Origin of the sequence: Gemmiger sp. An194, from assembly GCF_002160145.1 — a bacterium.
Taxonomy (GTDB): Bacteria; Bacillota; Clostridia; order Oscillospirales; family Ruminococcaceae; genus Allofournierella.
The window spans coordinates 49173-68556 of record NZ_NFKA01000006.1 but is presented as its reverse complement, the minus strand read 5'-3'; the positions used below and the strand labels follow the sequence as shown (position 1 = coordinate 68556).

The following is a 19384-nucleotide window of genomic DNA, read 5'->3' as shown; positions in this document are numbered from 1 at the left end:
GCCATGGGATGGAAAATGCGCACGGTTCGTGTACAAAAAGGCAACGAAATGGCAGTTCCGGCTCGAAGTGCGCCCTTTTTTCGGTCAGAACGCTGCCGCCGTGCCTGAACAGGTCACGTTTCCGGGGATTTCCCGGGAAGATTTTTGTGCAATGCATCCTTTCCGAAACAGGGCGTGAACCCATGTTTTCGGAAAGGATTTTTTGGTATGAAAATAAAACATCAGCTCCGCGCACTGTATCTTCTCGAAGCGGTGAGCGGATTCGGACTTGCCCAGGTGATCTGGGTGGTGCTGCTGGCCGGGCGGGGCTTTTCGCTGGCCCAGATCGGTCTGGCCGAGGGCTTTTTTCATCTGGTCAGCTTTTTCTGCGAGGTGCCCAGCGGCATGGCGGCGGACCTGTTTGGCCGCAAGCGCACTCTGGCGGCGGGCATGGCCGTGCGGGCGCTGGCCTGCCTTGCCATGATCGCCAGCCGGGGCATCGGGGGCGTCTGCCTTGCCATGGGGCTTTCGGCGCTTTCCTATAATTTGATCAGTGGCACCCGGGAGGCCATCACCTACGACAGCCTGCTGCAGGCAAACCGCGCCGGGGACTATGAACGGGTGGCCGGGCGAATGGGCGTTCTTTTTCGCGCGTCGGCCATGGGTTGTTCGGTGTGTGCCGGGGCGGCGCTGGCTCTGGGCTGGCGGCTGGCCTATCTGACGGACCTGGCCGCCGCTCTGACGGGGCTTGTGCTGGCCCTCGGGCTGACCGAGCCGCCCTGCGGGCAGAAGGCATCGGCCGCGCTCCGGGAATTCCGGGCCCGGCTGCGGCGGCATGTGGCGGACACCGGCAGCTTTTTGCGCTGCAACCCGGCGGCGGTGGAGAAGATGCTGCTGGACGGCGCCTGCGGCTGTTGCGCCTATTTTGGGGGCCAGCTGCTGCAGCAGCGCCTGATGGAGCTGGGCCTGCCCGGCGGCCTGCTGGGCCCGGCGCTGGCGGTGATGGGGCTGGCGGGTATGGCCGGGTCCGCTCTGGCAAGCCGTGTGGGCGGGCGCTTCGGCCGGGTGGCCGTGGTGTGTGCGGCGGGCATCGGGTGCAGTCTGGCGCTGGCGGGCGCGCCGGTGCTCGGTCTGGCACTGACCGCCGGAGCCGCCGCCACCTTCTGGGACGGGCTGCTGGAGGTGAAGATGACCGCCCGGCTGAACCGGGATTTTCCCAGCGACCGGCGTGCCACGCTGGTGAGTGTGCAGAGCATGGCTTATAGTCTGGCCATGCTGCCGGTGAGCCCGCTGGCGGGCGCGCTGTGCGACCGCTTCGGCTATTCCGGCGGCATGGCGGCGCTGGGGCTGGGATTGCTTTCGCTGGTGGCGGCGGGGCTTGTGCTGACCGGGATTCGAAAAAGAACATAATAAACAGAACCGCCGCGCCGCTCCAGGGGAAAGAATGGAGCGGTGCGGCGTTCTGTTTTGGGATTTTGGGGAATGCGGTCGCGGATAAGGGGAAGCTCCGCGCGGGGGCAGGGAATTACAGGGCCTTGGCGGTCTCGTAGCCTGCGCCGATGGCGTCCTTGATGGTGCCAACCTTGTTGGCGTCACCGATCAGGTGGTAGCTTGCGCCGGCGGCCTTCAGCATCTCTTCCAGCGCCGGGTCGGCCTTGTAGCCCATGGCCAGAACCAGCGTGTCCGCGTCGGCGATGCAGTGCTGCTGGCCGTCCCTGGTGTACCAGATGCTCGATTCGTCCACCTTCTCCACCTTGGCGCCGCAGATCATCTGCACGCCCTTGGCCATCATGCGCTGCACCAGCAGGCTGCGGCCCGGGCCGGACTCGCTGGCCATCACGCCGGGAGCCATTTCCAGCAGGGTGATCTCCCGGTTGCGGGGGTACAGGTCGTTCACCAGCGGGGCCAGGTAGTCGGCAGTCTCGCAGCCCACCGAGCCGCCGCCGATCACAACGATCTTGCGGCCGGGGAAGGCCCGGCCCGCCAGCACATCGTCGGCGGTCATCCACTGCTTGAAGCCGGTGAAGGCAGGGATTACAATGGGCTGTGCGCCCGCGCCTGCGATCACCTCATAGCCCTTGAACTCGCCCTCCAGCATGGCCTGGTCCACGGCGCAGTTCAGGCGTACCTCCACGCCCGCGCCCTCCAGACGGCGGGCCATGTACTGGATCAGACGGGTCAGGTCCTGCTTGGCGATGGGCACCGCGGCGATGCGCATCAGACCGCCCAGCTCGGCTTCCTTCTCGCACAGCACCACATGGTGGCCACGCTTAGCGGCAACGAAGGCGGCCTCCATGCCGGCGGGGCCGCTGCCGATCACCAGCACGTTCTTCTTCTCAGCGGCGGGGGCCAGGGTGTCCTCGTTTTCCAGCTCGAAGGAGGGGTTCACGGTGCAGGCGACCCGCTTGCCGAACATGATGCCGTTCAAACAGCGCAGACAGCCGATGCAGGGGCGGATGTCGTCGGCCTTCTCAGCGGCCACCTTGTTGGCGAACTCGGGGTCGCACAGGTTCGCGCGGCCGATCATGCAGATGTCCGCCTTGCCGTTGGCAATCAGCTCCTCGGCGATCCAGGGCTCGGTGATGCGGCCCACGGTGGCCACCGGGATGGACACGTACTTCTTGATCTCGGCGGCGGTTGCGGCGTGAGAGCCCATGGGGGTGCCGGGGGCGGGGATGGAGCTGCCCCGGGCGATGGTGGTGCCGCCGGACACATGCAGGAAGTCCACACCGGCCTTTTCCAGCTGCTTGGCCACGTAGATCATGTCGTTCAGGTTCAGGCCGCCGTCGGTGTATTCGCTGCCGGAGATGCGCACGTCAATGATGAAATTCTTGCCGCAGACCCGGCGGACCTCCTCGATGACCTCCAGCGTCAGGCGCAGGCGGTGGTCGATGTCGCCGCCGTATTCATCGGTGCGCTTGTTATAGAGAGGAGACAGGAAACCGCCCAGCAGGCCGTGGGCGTGAGCCGCGTGGATCTCCACACCGTCGGCACCGGCGATCTGGGCGCGCTTGGCGGCCTCGCCGAACTGGCGGATGATGACCTTCAGCTCTTCCTTGGTCACGGCGCGGGGCGCAGCCTTGGCGTAGTAGGGGCCCACGTTGGAGGGGGCGATCAGCTGCGGGGTGCCGGGCAGGGGGAAGGCCACATGCGCCGGGTGGAACAGCTGGGGCAGGATCTTCGCGCCGTACTCGTGTACGCCGTCGGCCAGCTTCTTCCAGCCGGGGATGAAGGAATCGTCGTAGATGCACATGTCGCCGGGCAGGTAGCAGTAGGTGGGCTCCACGGTCACCACCTCGGTGACGAACAGACCAACGCCACCCTTGGCGCGGGCCTTATAGTGCTCCACCAGCTCGTCGGTCACGTAGCCCTTATCCGCCAGATTGGTGGACAGGGGCGGCATGAAGATGCGGTTTTTCACGGTGGTCTCGCCGATCTTGATGGGCGAAAGCAGATGCTCGTATTTGCTCATAGCCAAACTCCTTCGTATGGGGCACGGGGCCGCTGGTCTGCCGTGCCGGTTGGGTGCTTTCGTTTCGTTGGCCCCATTATAGCACGGCCGGGCGGGCAAAAGCCCGGGCGCTGGTTGCCATCAACGGCGGGATTTTGTTAGAAGTTTGACGGGTTGGGTCATAAAAACGCCGGGAAAAGACAAAAAATGCCGGTTTTAGTGCGCTGAAACGCCAAAACCGGCATTATTTGTTCTGGGAAGAAAAGTTGAAAATGGAGGTTAATCCTGCTTCGGCCCGAACTCCACCACCAGCTTGCCCTGCTGCTGGGTGAGGGCGGCGGGGCCTTCGCTCTCGCACACCACCGCCTCGCCCCGGCGCAGGATGGCAAGGCCGGGGGCCTGGTAGATCATCTGGTCCGGCTGGCGCAGCAGGTGGTCCAGCAGGGCCAGATGGGCCGCGTCCAGCCGCATCTTCTGGTCCGCGCCGGTCTCGCTGTAGCGCAGGTTCTGCAAAAAGCGCTTGCGGTAGACGCTGGGCAATATGCCGTACATCTCCTTGAAGGCGGCGGCATAGGCCTTGGCACTGGCCATGCCGCAGTCCAGTGCGATGGCCTCGATGCTCTCCTTGCCTTCCAGCAGCGCCTCCAGCGAGGCCCGCACCCGCACATAGGAAAGATACTTCACAAAGGGCAGGCCGATGTGCTTTGTGAACAGCTTGGAGGTATAGGACACGCTGAAGGAAAGCTCCTTCGCCACATCCTCCAGATGGATGTCCCGCCGGAAGTTCCGGTTGATGAACCGGATGGCCCGGCGGGAGCTTTCGTGCAGGGGCGACTGCAGCGGGATGGACTCCATGGGCCGGTGCGCTCCGCTGGCGCACAGGTCCGCCAGCTCCATCATCAGGGCATTCAATTGGAACAGGCTGTGCTCCGGCTGGGTGAGCAGCCGCAGCAGCCGACCCAGAGTCTGCCGCACCCGGCCCAGCAGGGCGGCATTCTCCTCTTCGGTGCAGACCAGGGTGGAGAACAGCCCCTCCACCTGGCCCACCAGAGCCTCGGGCATCCGCTCGAAGTCGATGTGCAGCGTGAGGATCACGCTGGCCGCAGCGTTTTCCGCGCCGGGTGCCTTGCGGATCATGTGGATCTCGCTGGGGGCGATGAGGGCCAGCTGGTGGCGGTCCAATATGCGGGAAAAGCCCTCGGTGATCACCTCATACCGCCCCTCCAGCACGTAGGAAAGCTCCAGGCTGGTCTGCTGGCTGAACACCTGCCGGTCAAAGCCGTTGATGCTCAGGCTTAAGGGGTGGCCGAACTTCTGGCCGGAAAAATCGTAGTAGGCGTTCATGTTCTGCATGGCGGTCCCCCCTTTTTTGCCTGCAGTTTATCGGCGGGCCGTTAACGGCCGCTGTTCGCAAAGATGGTGCCCAGGTCGTACAAAATGTCGTGGGGCAGCATGCCGTACTGGCCCAGCCGGGCGGCGCACCGGTCCGCGGCCGCACCGTGCAGCCACACCGCGCACACCGCCGCATACAGCGGGTCCAGCCCCTGACACAGAAAGGCGGTGGTCATGCCCGCCAGAATGTCGCCGCTGCCGCCCCGGGAAAGCCCCGGGTTTCCGGTGGTGTTGCAGAAGACCTCGCCCTGGGGCCCGGCCACGATGGTCCGGTGTCCCTTCAGCACCACCACGCACCGGTTGGCCCGGGCATAGCCCGCGGCCACGCTCTCCCGGCTGGCGTTGATTTCCGCCGTGGTCACACCGCAGAGGCGGGCCATCTCGCCGGGATGGGGGGTGATGATGAGGGGTAGGTTGGCGGGGCGGGGCAAGCTGGGCATGGCAGCTGCGGCGTTCAGGCCGTCCGCGTCAAGCACCAGGGGGCAGCCCGCGCTCTCGCCCAGCTGCTCCAGAAGGGCCGCGGTGCCCGCCGTGTTGCCCAGACCCGGCCCGAAGAGCAGCGCGTCCGAGCCACGGGCCGCCTGCAGAATCCGCTCGCCCTCCGCCGGGTCGATGCCGCCGTCCTCACCGGTGCGGCAGGGCAGGAACACCGCCTCCGGGCAGCGGGCGCCCACCGCCTGGATCACCGGCTCGATGGCCGCCAGAGTCAGCACCCCGGCCCCGGCGCGCAGCGCGCCCTCCACCGCCAGCGCCGCCGCGCCCCGGTACTGATTGCAGCCGCAGACGCACAGCAGCTTGCCGTAGCTGCCCTTGTGGCTGTCCGGCTTGCGGGCGGGCAGATGCTCAAACACCAGGCTCGCCGTGATCTCCTTTGCCATATCCGTTCCTCCCCTTTTTCGCCCGGCGGCATGGCCGGGCGGAGTGTTTTGTGGTATGATTTTATTATACTACAACCGCCCCCGGGCGGCAAAGAGATGCAAGGCAAAGGAGTGTGGCCCCATGGACCAGCGTTTGGAGGAATTGATCGCAAAGAGCAATAACATCGTGTTTTTCGGCGGCGCGGGGGTGAGCACCGAGAGCGGCATCCCGGACTTCCGCAGTGTGGACGGCCTGTATAACCAGCAGTGGAAATACCCGCCGGAGCAGATCATCAGCCGCAGCTTTTTTGAAGCCGATCCCGAGGAGTTCTACCGGTTTTACCGGGCCAAGCTGATCGTGAAGGACGCAAAGCCCAACGCGGCCCATCTGCGGCTGGCCAGACTGGAGGCCCAGGGCAAGCTGAAAGCGGTGATCACCCAGAACATCGACGGGCTGCACCAGGCGGCGGGCAGCAAGAACGTGCTGGAATTACACGGCAGCACCCTGCGCAACTACTGCACCCGCTGCGGCAAGTTCTATCCGGTGGAGTTCATTGCCGAGAGCCAGGGCATTCCCCGGTGCGAGTGCGGCGGCGTCGTGAAGCCGGATGTGGTGCTCTATGAGGAATCGCTGGACCAGAAGGTGCTGACCCGGGCGGTGCGCGCGCTGGAGGCGGCGGACCTGCTCATCGTGGGCGGCACCAGTCTGGCGGTGTATCCGGCGGCGGGCCTTCTGCGCTATTACGGCGGCAAAGAGCTGGTGGTCATCAACATGACCCCCACCCCGGCGGACAAGCTGGCCACCCTGTGCATCCAGCAACCCATCGGCCAGGTTTTGGGAGAATGAGATAGAATTATTCAATAAAATTACAAAAAATCATTAAAAACATACAAAAACTGTTGCAACTGCCCCCGCTGTGCTGGTATAGTTAAGTTATAAAGAATTTTACCCGGCGCGGATAATTTGATTGAAATTGGGGGCGTTGTTATGGAACGGACACAGAAGATCCCGCCGAGGGCCAAGGCGTTCATGGTCTGCCTGCTGGGCGCGGAATACGCCCTGGACGCCGCCCGCGGTCAGGCATTCGACGGGGTAAGGGCCTGCCTGGAACGAATGCGCATCGTGGCCGACATTGTGCTGCTCACCAATCTGAACGTGCGCTCGGCCTGCAGCGAGTGGAATTTCCACAGCCTGCCCCCCTGCGCGGCGATGTGCATCAAGCGGCGGGAGCTGGCCTATTGCGTGAACGAGCTGCTGAACCGGGGCTACGACCGGCAGAAGGTGCTGGTGGTGGGCTTCGGGTCCCAGTGTCTGGCGGCGGCGGAAAAAAACAGCGTGCTGTTTTACCCCATCCTGCCGGGGCAGGAGGCCGCGTGCTGGCACTCGCTGGAGGAGGAAGCCCTGCCCAAGCTGCTGCACGGCACCTATGCGGGCGACTACCAGCGGCGGCTGCTGGCCCGCCACAATGCGGCGCTGGCTCTGGCGGGCAGTGAAGCGCCCGCGCCCTGAAATACAACAGAAAAGGGAGCGTTCTGCGAAGGAACGCTCCCTTTCTATTTTTCAATTCACGCTCAGGCAGCCTGCTGCACCCGCACCAGGAAGAAATAACGAATCGAGCCGCGCCAGCCGAAGCCCGCCTCCACCTGATAGAGGTAAAGGCCCGGGGTGCCGGGGCTGATGATCTGACCGTCGCTCACATCGGCCAGCTCCACAAAGTTTTCCAGCGCATCGTCCGACGCGCGCTGGATGCGCAGCGTCTTGGGCGGCAGCGAAAAGCTGATGTCCAGCACGCTGTTGGGGGCCAGATCCACCGGATACAGCTGCTCCCGCAGGGTGGCGCTGGTATAGGTGGGGGTGTTCTTGGCCACGGTGGTGAAGAAGTTCCACTCGTATCCGGCCCGGAAAACCATCTTGTCGTTCAGGTTCATGTCCCCGTTCACCGTGATGGTGATGGTGGGCAGCGCCTGCTCCGGGTCCTTCACATCCATATTTTCCCGGATCAGCACCGTGATGATGATGGCCACGGTCATGAGCACCGCGCCCAGCAGCAGCTTGCGGATCACAAGCCTTGGCGTATACATGCAAAAGCCCCCCTCGCAATAGTTACCTTTTCATTATATACGAACCGGAGGAAAAAATCCAGCAGCGGGGGTTGAAGGGCCCCGCAAAAGCAGGTAAAATTACAAAAGAGACAAAAATGGGGCACAAACGCTCCGCAAAGGGGGAGAAGAACCGATGAAAATTGTTGTGCTGGACAGCTACTGTGTGCGCCCGGGAGACCTGGACTGGACCGGCCTGTACGACCTGGCGGATGTGGTGGAGGAATACCCCCGCACGCCTCCGGAGCAGCTGATCGACCGGCTGCGGGACGCGGATTTTGCGGTGAGCAACAAGTGCCGCATCGACGACGCGGTGCTGGATGCCTGCCCGCGCCTTCGCTGGGTGGGCCTGACCGCCACCGGCACCGACAGTCTGGATCTGGAGGCCTGCCATCGCCACGGGGTGGCGGTGGCCAATGTGCCGGGCTATTCCACCGAGAGTGTGGCTCAGCACGGCTTTGCCCTGCTGCTGGAGCTGGCCAACAGCATCGCCGGCCGGGCCGCCAGCCTGCGGGACGGCTACTGGCAGACCGGCGTGCCGGATTCCTACGGCATTCACCCCCATTTTGAGCTGGCGGGCCGCACCTTCGGCGTGGTGGGCTACGGAGCCATCGGCCGGGCGGCGGCGCGCATCGCAAAGGGCTTCGGTATGCGGGTGCTGGCCTATACCCGCCATGTGAAGCCGGAATATGCCGCCGACGGGGTGGAATTCGTGCCCTTCGAGCAATTGCTGGAGGACAGCGACGTGGTGAGCCTGCACTGCCCGGCCACCGCCGAGACCCGGGGCATAATAAACGAGGCGGCCCTGGCGGCCATGAAGCCGGGAGCGATTCTTCTGAACACCGCCCGGGGCGCGCTGGTGGACGAGGCGGCGGTGTGCGCCGCGCTGAAAAGCGGGCATCTGGGCTACTATGCCTCGGACGTGGCGGCCCACGAGCCGGTGCGCCCGAAGGATGAGCTGCTCCATTGCCCGAATGTGCTGCTTACTCCGCACGTGGCCTGGGCCACCCAGGAGGCGCTGGCCCGGCTGAGCGCCGAGGTGTGCGCCAATCTGGAGGCATTTTTGCAGGGCGAGCGGCGCAATCTTGTTTAACGAATAAAAGCGGGGCCGGACCCCTGGCAAACGGAAAGGAGCGGGTGTCTTGACCCCCTTGAAGCGACAGTTTTTTTGCTATGCGCTGCCCAGCATGCTGAGCCAGCTGCTGAACAGCTGCTTTATTATTGTGGACGGCTTTTTTATCGGCCGGAATCTGGGCGACATCGGCCTTGCGGCCATCAACGTGGCCTGGCCCATCACCGCCTTCATCCAGGCGGTGAGCCTGGGTCTGGGGCTGGGAGGCGCGGTGCGTCTTTCCACCGCTCTGGGCCGGGGCGATAAGGAGGAAGCCGCGCTGGCCCGGGGCAACACCCTCACGGCGCTGGCCGCGGCGGGCGTGGCCATGAGCGTGGGGCTCTGGCTGGCCTGCCCGGTGATCCTGCCGCTGATCGGCGCGAAGGGGGAGCTGTATGCCCCGGCGCTGGAATACAGCCGGATGATCTGCGCGCTGGCTCTGGGCCAGACCATCAATACCGGCGTGCTGCCCCTTTTGCGGGGCAGCCACAAGACCATGCAGGCCATGAGCTTCACCATCGTGGGCCTGTTGGGCAACATCCTCATGGACTGGCTGTTCATTCAGGTCTTTCAGTGGGGGCTGGCGGGCGCCGCGGTGGCCACCGGCTCGTCCCAGATCCTCTGCGCGGTTCTGGCCCTGCCCACGTTGCTGGCCGTGCGGGAGCTGCCGCTGCGCCGGGCGGATTTCGCCCCCCGCCGGCGGATGCTCCGGGGCATCGTGCAATACGGCATCTCGCCCTTTGGCCTCTCCATCTCCACCAGTGTGATTCTGCTCATCACCAATCTGCAGGCGCTGCACTGGGGCGGCACCCGGGGCGTGGCGGTGTATGCGGTGCTCAGCTATGTGCTGGGCGCGGTGATCCCGCTGGTGACCGGCGTGGGCGACGGCGTGCAGCCGCTGCTCAGCCATGCCCGGGGCGCGGGCGAGTGGGGCCAGCTGGCCCTGCTGCGCCGGTGGGGCCTGAGCCTTGCGGTGGGGGTTGCCCTTGTGTGCAGCGTTCTTACCTGGATTGGCCGCAGCCAGCTGCCGCTGGTGTTCGGGGCCAGCCCCGAGGCCACCGCCGAGGGTGCGGCGGCCATGTGGACCCTTTGCATCGGCTACCCCGTCATGGCGGTGGTGCGCTTTTGCAGCAGCTACTTCTGCGCGGTGGGCGAGCCGGTGTTCAGCGGCATTCTGGCCTACGGCGAACCGCTGGGCACCCAGCCCCTGATGCTGCTGGTGCTGCCCCTTTTCCTGGAGCTGACCGGCGTGTGGGTGGCCTGGCCCGCGGCGGTGGCCCTGGCGGCTGTGGCGGCGCTGGTGCTGCTGGCGATGCAGGCGGGCAAACAGCCCCCGGCGGCTAAAAACGAAAATCTGGCCGGGCAGCGGCCCTGACCATTTGAATAAACGGCCCGCAATGGAACGGGCGGATAGGGAGGAACCACCATGGAAGAGAAAAAGACCGTGGCCGGAGCGACCGGCGGCACGCTGGTGAACTTTGTGCTGCTGGAGCAGCCCGCCTTTGACCGGGAGAAGCTGCTCCGGGACCTGCAGAGCGAATGGGCTCTGGCGGGGAACGGTGAAAAGGAGGTCCCCGCCACCGGCAACGTGGTGTTTGACGATCAGGGCATGATCGCGGCGGTAGCGCTGATCGACGCGCCGGTGCCCGAGGGCGAGGCGGAGCAGCAGGCGAAAACCAACTACTGGTGGCCCCAGGCGGTGCAGGCCGCGGCGGCCCACAAGGCCCATCTGCTCATTACCGTGCTGCCCCAGGGGCAGGCGAGCCCGGTGGAGGCGGCCAAGCTGCTCACCAAGGTGAGCGCGGCGGCCTGCGCCCAGCCCGGCGCGCTGGGCGTGATGGCGGCGGGCACCCTGCTGGCCCCGGATTTTTACCAGGCCGTGGCCGACACCATGAAGGAGGACGTGCTGCCCATCCTGAACTGGGTGTACTTCGGCCTGTGGCAGAGCGAGCAGGGGGTGTGCGCCTACACGTATGGCCTGCGGGACTTTGAGCTGCCCGAGCTGGAGATTTTGCACAGCGCCCGCCGCCCGGTGGAGCTGCGGGACCTGCTGGCAAATCTGGTCATGGATCTGCTGGAGGGGGACCTGGAGCTGGCCGAGGGCCAGACGCTGGACACCGGGGACGGCGTGCCGGTTCCGGTGAGCCGCAGCGCCGGTGTGGCCGTGGAGGGCGAAAGCTTCAAGCTGGGCTTTTGAGCACAGGGAATTTGACACAGAAAACAGGGAAGGAGAACGAGACAGGGGATGACAGGGCTGTTGGACGAAAAGACCCGAATCCGCGCTGAGGAGCTGGCGGCCCAGCGCCGCTGGTACGACGCGTTGGATCTGGTGCAGGATCAGGTGGAGGGAGCCATTGATCTTGGCCTTGTCAGCCGGGAGCAGATGCGCGCGGACCTGGAGCTGGCGCTGCTAGTGGCCCGGCTGGACCTGGGCGCGGCGGAGTACGAGGCCTGGCAGCAGGCGGTGCAGTGGCTGGCCCGGCTGGAGGAGCAGGGCCAGGGCAATCCGGAATGGTGCCGCAGTCTGGCGCTGGCCCGGCTGTATACCGGTGCGCCCGAGGAGGCGCTGCGTCTGGCCCGCATGGGTCTTGCGCTGGACGGGCAGGACGAGACCTGCCGGTATCTGGCGGCGGTGCTTGCCGCCCATTTTGGCGACAGGGCCGAGGGCATCGCGCTGCTGGAGGCTGGCCTTGCCGCCCACCCCGGCCAGCGCCGCCTTGCGGACGCTTTGGAGCGCTTGCAGGCGGGGCAGAGCCTTGAGCAGATCGAGGCAGCCCGGCTGGAGGCGGAGGGCATCTGCCCGGCCCAGAGCGAGGAGCGTGCAGACCGAGGCCTGCGCACCCCCGCGGAAGAAGCGCTGTTCTGCATGCTGGGCGACGACGAGGGCCTGACAAAAGCCGCCGCAGCCTTCGGGGCGGAGAATCCCCTCTTTGAGGGCATCTACTGCTTTGCGGACCTGATCTTCCAGGGCAATTTTGTGAACCTGCGGCTGGACATGAACCAGCGGGGCGCGGGCAAGATCGGCCAGGACTGGGCCGCCGCCCTCACCGCCCGGCTGGAGGAGCTGGACCGGCTGGCAAAGGCGGCCATCCGCAAAAAGGAGCCGGGCCGTCGGCTGGAGCTGGCCCATCTGCTCGTTGAGCGCAGCGGCTGCTTCCGGCTGGGGTATCAGGTGGGCCGCAGCCGGGAGGAACGGCTCTTCGCCTACCAGCGGTTCGACCCCCGGTTTAAGATTTGGGGCGAGCCGCAATACGAGGATTACTCGGCGGACGAGCTGCCCCTGCCCCCGGAGGAGGAGGGGCCGCTGGCTCCCGCTGCCGCCTATACAAAGGAGCAGAAGGAACGGCTGATCGAGCATCTGCGCCGCTGGCTGGGCCCGGTGGATCGGGTGATCCCCCCGGCCGAGCAGGGCGGGGTGGAGCTGCTGGTTCTGGGGCCCACCCGGCACCGGCACTGGACGGTGCTCATCACCTGCGGCATGGGCGCTGTGCCCATGAACGTGCCGCCGGAGCTGGCGGGCTTTGGGGCCGAGCGGGCCGAGATCATGATGTATCTGCCCCCGGACTGGAACGCCCTTTCCGCCGACCCGCGGGACGCCTGGCCGGTGGGCTGGCTGCGGCTGCTGGCCGCCATGCCCCGCCAGCAGGGCACCTGGCTGGGCTGGGGTCATACCATCCCCAACGGGCGGCCCTTTGCACCCGGCTGCGGCTTTACCGGGGTGATCCTGCTCACCCCCGGCGGCGTGCCGGACGCGGCGGCGGTCTGCCCGCTGCCCGATGGGGGCGAGGTGAACCTGTATCAGGCCGCGCCCCTTTATAACGAGGAGATGGCCTATAAGCTGGAGCAGGAGGCCGAGGGCCTTTTGCGCCGGTTCGATGAGGCCCAGCTGGAGCCCCGTGCCCCGCTGGGCGAGAACCTCCGGCCCAATGCCTGCCCGGCAAAGGGCGGTGCGCCGGAAAACGAGGCCCTGCTGGAGCAGATCGAGGCCTGGAACGCGGACCGGCAGTACGAGCGGATTCTGGAAGCCATTCTGGAGGTTTCGCCCGAACAGCGCGGGCCGAAGCTGCTGGGCCAGCAGGCCCGGGCGCTGAACAACCTGGGCCGCTTTGAAGAGGCGCTGAAAATCCTGGAGCTGTGCAAAGAGCAGAGCGCGGCGGACCCGCTGTGGCATTTCCGGGCGGGGTACGCCTGGTATCATCTGGGCAAAGAGGAAAAGGCACTGGAGGCCTTTGACCGGGCGGACGAGCTGGCCCCCGGCGATGAGGAGACCGAGCGGTATCTGGACTGGTGCCGCAGCGCCATTGCCCTGCCGGTGCAAAAGCAGCCCTTCACCGAGCGTGTGCGGGATTACTGGGCCGCCTTTTCGGCCCGGGAAGCCGAGCTGCGGGCGCTGAGCGAAGCGGGCGAGAGCGAAAAAGCCCGCCAGGCCCACGCAGAGCTGCTGGCCGGGGTGTTCGGCGGGGCGGAATTCTCGCTGGACACCGGGCTGGATAGCCGTCTGCGGCTGGCGGTGTGGGCCGAGTGCATGCCCACCCGGCTGATTCAGATCCTTCACTGGCGGGAGCAGGCCCCCGCGGCGCTGGCGGAGCACTGGGTATTCTGGGCGGGCCAGCCCGCTGACCCGGATGCCCCGGCCCTGCAGGAGGCGCTGGCCTGGCCCCAGAAGAGGGGCGAGAAGGCCGTGGTGGCTCTCTGGGCCCCGGATCTGCACGCCGGGCAGGACATCGCGCCCGCGGCCCGGCTGCTGAGCCAGGCCATGGGCGAGGGAGCCGCGCTGTGCCGCGTGGAGCGGCTGGAGGTGCTGAGCGAGCCCCGGCCCCAGGGCGGCATGCCGCTGCGCCAGCTGCGCAGGCAGATGGCGGACTGGTTCTGCGGCGGCGACGAGGCCGCGCTGGACGAGGCCCAGTCCATCGGCTGGAATTACCAGAACTATTGCTACGAGCCCGCCACCCAGGAGGACTGGGCTCTGCGGCAGGACGTGATCGCCGGTGCTACCTGCTGCAGCGAGCTGCTGGCGGACTACTACCGGGGCGACGATTCCCGGATGGACCGGTTGCAGGCGGACGGCGTGATCTGCGGCTTTTTCTTCTACAGCACCGAGCAGGTGCCGGAGGCCCAGCGGGTGGAGCTGCGGGGCCGCCTGGAGGATGAGCTGCAGCAGGCGGCAGGGGAGAATCTGTGGATTCTGGGCGGAGCCACCGGCTTTGCCTATTCCTACATCGACTGCATCTGTTTTGATCTGAAGCCGGTGCTGAACGCGGCCAGCGCGCTGCTGAACCGCTACCCCTTCGCCGAGATCGGCTTCCATGTGTTCCGGCTGAACTGCGGCGGCGTGAACCTGCGGGACGAAAATGCCCAGCCGTCCGCGGAACAGAACTGAATATACAAAACAGCGCCCCCGGGCCTTGCCAGAAACGGCAGGCACGGGGGCGTTTTTCTTTTTATTCCTCTTTCGTCCGCTTTGCCAGTTCGGCGGCGTAGGCGCCCGGGGACGGGGGCACCGGAACGGTGCCGCCCTGCCAGGCGGAGAGATAGGCCGCGTTGGTGACCAGCAGGCTTTCCAGTGCGTCGGCTGCCGGGCAGAGAGGGGCGCGGCGCTGGGCGATTGCTGCCAGAAAATCCGCCACGATGCCCGCCTGCTGGGCTTCGTTCGGCTCCTCGGGGGCGGTCCACTGCTCCTCGGTGAAGGGGATGGGCCCGAAATAGCCGGTGGTGCTTTGGGCGAAGTCCCGCTCGTCCCGGGAAAGGCGGCGCAGGGTGAATTGTCGGTCGTTTTCCAGAATCAGCTGGCCCTTGCTGCCGCTGAGTTCCAGCCGGTTGGTGCCGGGGAATTCCCGGCTGGAGGCGATGAACTGGCCGGTGGCGCCGTCTGTCCAGCGCAGGTGCAGGGTCACGTCGTTTTCCACCTGAATGGCCCGCTCGGCCCCGAATTCACACAGGGCTGTCACCCCGCTTGGCATGCCGCAGAGCCAGGTGAGCAGGTCCAGCTGGTGGCTGGCCTGGGTGAGCAGCAGTCCGCCGCCCTCGCCCTTCCAGCTGCCCCGCCAGGGCTGGCTGGCGTGGTAGGCGGGGGTGCGGTAGAGATTGGTGATGAGCCAGCAGGCCCGTTTGAGCTGCCCCAGCGCACCGCGTTCCACCAGCTGCTTTGCCTGCTGATAGGCGGTGCTGGCCCGGCGGCAGTAGAGCACCCCGGCGGTCAGCTCCGGGTGGGCACGGCAGGCATCCAGCAGGGTGCGGGCCTCGTCCGCGTCCACCGCCAGCGGCTTTTCAATCAGGGGATGCACCCCGGCCTTTAACGCCTGTAGCGCCATGGGCACATGCCGGTTGTGGGACGTGCAGATCATCACCACGTCAATAAGGCCGCTGTGCAGCATGGCTTCGTAGTCGGTGAAAAGGGCAGTGTCCGGGGTACAGAAGGCGTCCCGGGCGCTGGTCAGATGGTCCGGGCTGCGGCTGGACAGAGCGGTGACGCGCCCGCCGGGGATTTTCCCGGCAGCGAACAGGCCCAGATACACCTGAGCAATGGAGCCGATTCCGGCGATGCCTACACGGAGCATGGTCATTTCTCCTTTTTGCGGGGCGCGGCGTTTGGCCGCCCGCCGCCTGGTCAGTTGAAGGTGGTGCGTTCAAACAAATGGGACACCTGCGCCGCCAGCAGGCTGTGCTCCGGGGCGGCGAGCTTGGGGTCCTGCTCCAGCAGCTCGTGGGCGCATTTCTGGGCGGCTTCCAATGTGCGGGTGTCGCCCATCAGGTCGGCCAATTGCAATGTGGGCAGGCCGTGCTGCCGGTCGCCGAAGAAGTCGCCGGGGCCGCGGGTCTCCAGGTCGTATTTGGCGATCTCGAAGCCATCCTGGGTGTGGCAGAGAAAGCGCAGCCGGTCCCGCACCGCCTCGCCGGTGTGGTCGCTGATGAGGATACAGTAGGCCTCGCCGCCGCCGCGGCCCACCCGGCCCCGCAGCTGGTGCAGCGCCGACAGGCCGTACCGCTCCGCGTTCTCGATCACCATCACGGTGGCGTTGGGCACATCCACGCCCACCTCGATCACGGTGGTGGAGACCAGCACATCCAGCTCGCCGTTTTTGAACTGGTCCATCACAGCGGCCTTTTCCTTGGGTTTCAGCTTGCCGTGCATCAGGCCGATGCGCCGGTGGGGCAAAAGGGCCTGTGCCACATCGGTGAGGTAGCTGGTCACCGCCTGCAGGTCCGCCGCGCCGGGCGCTTCGGTATCGCTTTCCTCCACCCGGGGGCAGACGATGTAGACCTGGTGGCCCTTGTCGATCTGGTCGTCTAAAAAGTGGTACATGTCCCGCCGCTTTTTTCCGGTCACTGCGTAGGTCTTCACCGGCAGACGGCCGGGGGGCAGCTCGTCCAGAATGGAGATGTCCAGGTCGCCGTACATCAAAAGACCCAGGGTGCGGGGAATGGGCGTGGCGCTCATCACCAGCACATGGGGGGCGATGGATTTGTCCGCCAGCAGGCCTCGCTGGCGCACCCCGAACCGGTGCTGCTCGTCCACCACCGCAAAGCCAAGGCGGGCAAACTCCACCCCGCTGCTGATCACCGCGTGGGTGCCCACCACCAGATCCGCTTCGTGTGCGGCGATGGCTGCAAGGGTGGTGCGCTTCTGGGCGGCCCTCATGCCGCCGGTGAGCAGGGCAACCCGCAGCCCGAAGGGCGCGAGAAAGGTCTGTAATGTGGCCGCGTGCTGAGCGGCCAGAATCTCGGTGGGGGCCATGAGGGCGCTCTGGTAGCCGTTCTTCGCCGCCATGTAAACGCCCGCCGCCGCCACCAGCGTTTTGCCGCTGCCCACATCGCCCTGCAACAGCCGGTTCATGGGCTGCTTTGCGGCCATGTCGGCGCAGATCTCGGCGGCGGCCCGCCGCTGCGCCCCTGTGGGGGAGAAGGGCAGGCTGTCCCAGAAGGGGGTGAGGCCGGTGGGCTGCATGGGCGCGCCGCTCTTCACCGCGCCCCGGCTTTTTAAAAGGCTCAGACCCAGTTGCAGGGTGAACAGCTCCTCAAACACCAGCCGCCGCCGTGCCGCCGCCAGTGCCTGGGGGGAAGAGGGGTGGTGGATGTTCTTCACTGCCGTCCACTTATCCGGCATCCGGAAGCGGGGCAGGTAGTCCGGCGGCAGCGGCTCGGGCAGCGGGTCGGCAGTGGCCAACGCGTTCTCCACACAGCGGGCGATCTGGCCGCTGGCCAGGCCCTCGGTCTGGGGGTAGACCGCCACGAAGGGCTTGCGCTCCACCTCCGCTTGGGTGCGCACGATGGGGTTTGCCATCTCCCGGCGGGAGAGCGCCCCTTTCGCCCGGCCCTCAAAGTAGTATTCCTCGCCCAGCAGCAGCTTGTCCGCCATGAAATGGGTGTTGAACCAGGTGAGGGTCAGGGTGCCGGTATCGTCCGCGGCGGTGGCCTGCACCATGGTGCGGCCGCCGGGCAGGCGCACCGCGCCCTTTTTAGCGCAGACTTCGGCCCTGATGACCACCTCGGCGCCGGAGGGGGCTTCGGCGATGGGGCTGGGCTGGCTGTAGTCGATGTAGCGGCGGGGATAGTGGCAGAGCAGGTCGCCCACGGTGGCGATGCCCAGCCGGGCGAACCGCTCGGCCAGCTTGGGGCCCACGCCCTTGACGTATTGAATGGGGGTATCCGGCTTCATGGCGGGGCCTCCTTTTTGGCTTGAGAATCAAAGGGTAGAAAAAAGCGCCGCCGATTTTCGGCGGCGCTTGAGAAACGCTTGAAAACGCTTTGCGATCAGGGAAGGCTTACTCCACGCTGATCATGTAGTAGTAGACGGGCTGGCCGCCGTTGATCAGGGTGACCTCGATGCCGTCGCCCACCTTGGCCTGCACCAGCTCCAGCGTGCGCTGGGCGTCCTCTTCGCTCACGTCGCAGCCGGAGATCAGGGTGATGAAGCTGGTGTCCTTCTTCACCATGCTGCGGGCCAGACGGTAGGTGGTCTTGGTGATGTCGGTGCCGATGTTCACGATCTTGCCGTTCTCCATGGCCATGATCTCGCCCTTCTTGATCTTGTGGCCGTCGAAGTCGCTGTTGCGGGCGGCGAAGGTCACAAGGCCGGTGCTCACCTGACCGGCGGCGTCCATCATGTTGATGGTGTTGGCGTCCACGGTGGCGTCCGGGTCAAAGCTCAGCATGGCGGTGATGCCCTGGGGAATGGTGCGGGTGGGCAGCACCACGATGCGCCGGTCGGCCAGCTTCTGGGCCTGCTCGGCGGCCATGATGATGTTCTTGTTGTTGGGCAGCACGAACACGGTCTTGGCGGGCACGCTCTGCACCGCAGCCACGATGTCCTCAGTGGAGGGATTCATGGTCTGACCGCCGGACACAACAGCGGAAACGCCCAGGTCGGTGAATACGTTGGCCAGGCCCTCACCGGCAGCCACGGCCACAAAGCCGTACTCCTGGTCCGGGTCCACGGCGGCGTACACGAAGGGGCTGGTCTGCTCGGCCTGCTCGGCTTCCTTCTGCTTCTCCAGGCCCTTGCCCTGCTTCTGGCGGGCCAGGAACTGCTCGTGCATGTTCTCGATCTTGAAGCCGGTCAGGTAGCCGTACTGGATGGCGTGGCTCAGGATCTTGCCCGGGTCGGCGGTGTGCACGTGGCAATTGATCACATCGTCGTCCTCAATGACCACCACGCTGTCGCCGTTGCTCTCGCAGAAGGCGCGCAGCTTGTCGCTGGAAACGCCCTCGTTCTTGTTCACCAGGAACTGGGTGCAGTAGCCGTTCTTGATGTCCTCAACCTTCATCAGGTCGTCGCTGAACACGCCCTTGCCGGCGGCGTCGCTGGAGTGCTTGACCTTGCTCTGGGTCTGCTCCTCACCCTTCACGGGCTCGCCGCCCTTGAACACGATGTCCATGCCCTCGAAGATCACCATCAGGCCCTGGCCGCCCGCGTCCACCACGCCGGCCTTCTTCAGGACGGGCAGCTGGTTGGGGGTGTTGTCCAGTGCGCGCTGGCCGGCAGCCAGCACCAGAGTCCACAGCTCGTTCACATCGGCCAGACCGCTGGCGGTGGCCTCCTCGCTGGCGATGCGGGCCACGGTGAGCATGGTGCCCTCGGTGGGCTTCATCACGGCCTTGTAGGCGGCCTCCACGCCCTTTTCCAGCGCGTGGACCAGATCCTCGGCACCGGCCTCCTTCTTGCCGTCCAGCGCCTTGGACAGGCCGCGGAACAGCAGGCTGGTGATAACGCCGGAGTTGCCGCGGGCGCCCCGCAGCATGGCGGAAGCGGCCACCTTGGCGGCCTCGCCCACGGTGCAGCTGTCGGCCAGGTTTTCCAGCTCACGGGCAGCGGCCATCACGGTCATGCTCATGTTGGTGCCGGTGTCGCCGTCCGGCACGGGGAAAACGTTCAGCTCGTCCACACGGGAGCGCTGGTTGGAGATGTTGTTGGCGCCGGAGATGATGGCGTCACGCAGGATCTTACCGGTAATCATAAGCTATTGCACCTCATGTAAAGTAAAATGTCGTTGTTGT

General features: G+C 65.9%; 14 protein-coding genes. 7 read left to right on the top strand and 7 right to left on the bottom strand.

Features of this window, described 5'->3' with window-relative positions; genetic code table 11:
• Window positions 1-207: 207 nt before the first annotated feature.
• Window positions 208-1389 (top strand): MFS transporter, encoded by a 1182-nt coding sequence (locus tag B5F28_RS05385; protein WP_087294127.1) that lies wholly within the window; start codon window positions 208-210, stop codon window positions 1387-1389.
• A gap of 115 nt (window positions 1390-1504) precedes the next feature.
• Here B5F28_RS05385 and B5F28_RS05380 read toward each other — a convergent pair whose 3' ends face one another.
• The 3 genes from B5F28_RS05380 to B5F28_RS05370 all read right to left on the bottom strand — a co-directional run bounded on the left by B5F28_RS05380 (window position 1505) and on the right by B5F28_RS05370 (window position 5700).
• Window positions 1505-3451 carry an oxidoreductase gene (locus B5F28_RS05380; protein ID WP_087294125.1) on the bottom strand — a complete coding sequence of 649 codons (1947 nt, stop codon included), beginning with the start codon at window positions 3449-3451 and terminating at the stop codon, window positions 1505-1507.
• A 258-nt stretch (window positions 3452-3709) separates the two neighbouring features.
• Window positions 3710-4783: a helix-turn-helix transcriptional regulator gene (locus B5F28_RS05375; protein WP_087294122.1), complete on the bottom strand. Its 1074-nt coding sequence runs from the start codon at window positions 4781-4783 to the stop codon at window positions 3710-3712.
• Window positions 4784-4824: 41 nt separating this feature from the next.
• Window positions 4825-5700: an NAD(P)H-hydrate dehydratase gene (locus tag B5F28_RS05370; protein ID WP_087294120.1), complete on the bottom strand. Its 876-nt coding sequence runs from the start codon at window positions 5698-5700 to the stop codon at window positions 4825-4827.
• Window positions 5701-5821: 121 nt separating this feature from the next.
• On the opposite strand from B5F28_RS05370, the gene B5F28_RS05365 reads away from it, so the two are divergent.
• A complete protein-coding gene (locus tag B5F28_RS05365; RefSeq protein ID WP_087294118.1) occupies window positions 5822-6526 on the top strand; it encodes an NAD-dependent protein deacylase in 705 nt (234 codons plus the stop codon).
• 141 nt (window positions 6527-6667) lie between these two features.
• Window positions 6668-7189 carry a hypothetical protein gene (locus B5F28_RS05360; protein ID WP_143424692.1) on the top strand — a complete coding sequence of 174 codons (522 nt, stop codon included), beginning with the start codon at window positions 6668-6670 and terminating at the stop codon, window positions 7187-7189.
• Between the two features lie 62 nt (window positions 7190-7251).
• On the opposite strand, the gene B5F28_RS05355 is transcribed toward B5F28_RS05360, so the two are convergent.
• Entirely contained in the window at window positions 7252-7761 is a 510-nt protein-coding gene (locus B5F28_RS05355) for a hypothetical protein (RefSeq protein ID WP_143424691.1), read from the bottom strand.
• Between the two features lie 154 nt (window positions 7762-7915).
• On the opposite strand from B5F28_RS05355, the gene B5F28_RS05350 reads away from it, so the two are divergent.
• Genes B5F28_RS05350 through B5F28_RS05335 form a run of 4 tightly spaced genes read left to right on the top strand, consistent with a single transcriptional unit; the run spans window position 7916 to window position 14270 of the window.
• Window positions 7916-8872, top strand: a complete 957-nt coding sequence (locus B5F28_RS05350; protein WP_087294112.1) for a D-2-hydroxyacid dehydrogenase — start codon at window positions 7916-7918, stop codon at window positions 8870-8872.
• Between the two features lie 49 nt (window positions 8873-8921).
• Window positions 8922-10265 (top strand): MATE family efflux transporter, encoded by a 1344-nt coding sequence (locus B5F28_RS05345; RefSeq protein WP_087294110.1) that lies wholly within the window; start codon window positions 8922-8924, stop codon window positions 10263-10265.
• 51 nt (window positions 10266-10316) lie between these two features.
• Complete coding sequence (locus B5F28_RS05340) at window positions 10317-11087, top strand: DUF4261 domain-containing protein (RefSeq protein ID WP_087294108.1); 771 nt, start codon at window positions 10317-10319, stop codon at window positions 11085-11087.
• Between the two features lie 48 nt (window positions 11088-11135).
• On the top strand, window positions 11136-14270 hold the full coding sequence (locus B5F28_RS05335) for a suppressor of fused domain protein (RefSeq protein ID WP_087294106.1): 3135 nt from the start codon (window positions 11136-11138) through the stop codon (window positions 14268-14270).
• Window positions 14271-14331: 61 nt separating this feature from the next.
• Here B5F28_RS05335 and B5F28_RS05330 read toward each other — a convergent pair whose 3' ends face one another.
• From B5F28_RS05330 to B5F28_RS05320, 3 genes are all read right to left on the bottom strand, one after another.
• Complete coding sequence (locus B5F28_RS05330) at window positions 14332-15447, bottom strand: Gfo/Idh/MocA family protein (RefSeq protein ID WP_158097525.1); 1116 nt, start codon at window positions 15445-15447, stop codon at window positions 14332-14334.
• Window positions 15448-15497: 50 nt separating this feature from the next.
• Complete coding sequence (gene recG, locus B5F28_RS05325) at window positions 15498-17546, bottom strand: ATP-dependent DNA helicase RecG (protein WP_087294102.1); 2049 nt, start codon at window positions 17544-17546, stop codon at window positions 15498-15500.
• Window positions 17547-17652: 106 nt separating this feature from the next.
• Window positions 17653-19344, bottom strand: a complete 1692-nt coding sequence (locus B5F28_RS05320) for a DAK2 domain-containing protein (protein ID WP_087294100.1) — start codon at window positions 19342-19344, stop codon at window positions 17653-17655.
• Window positions 19345-19384 lie beyond the last annotated feature (40 nt).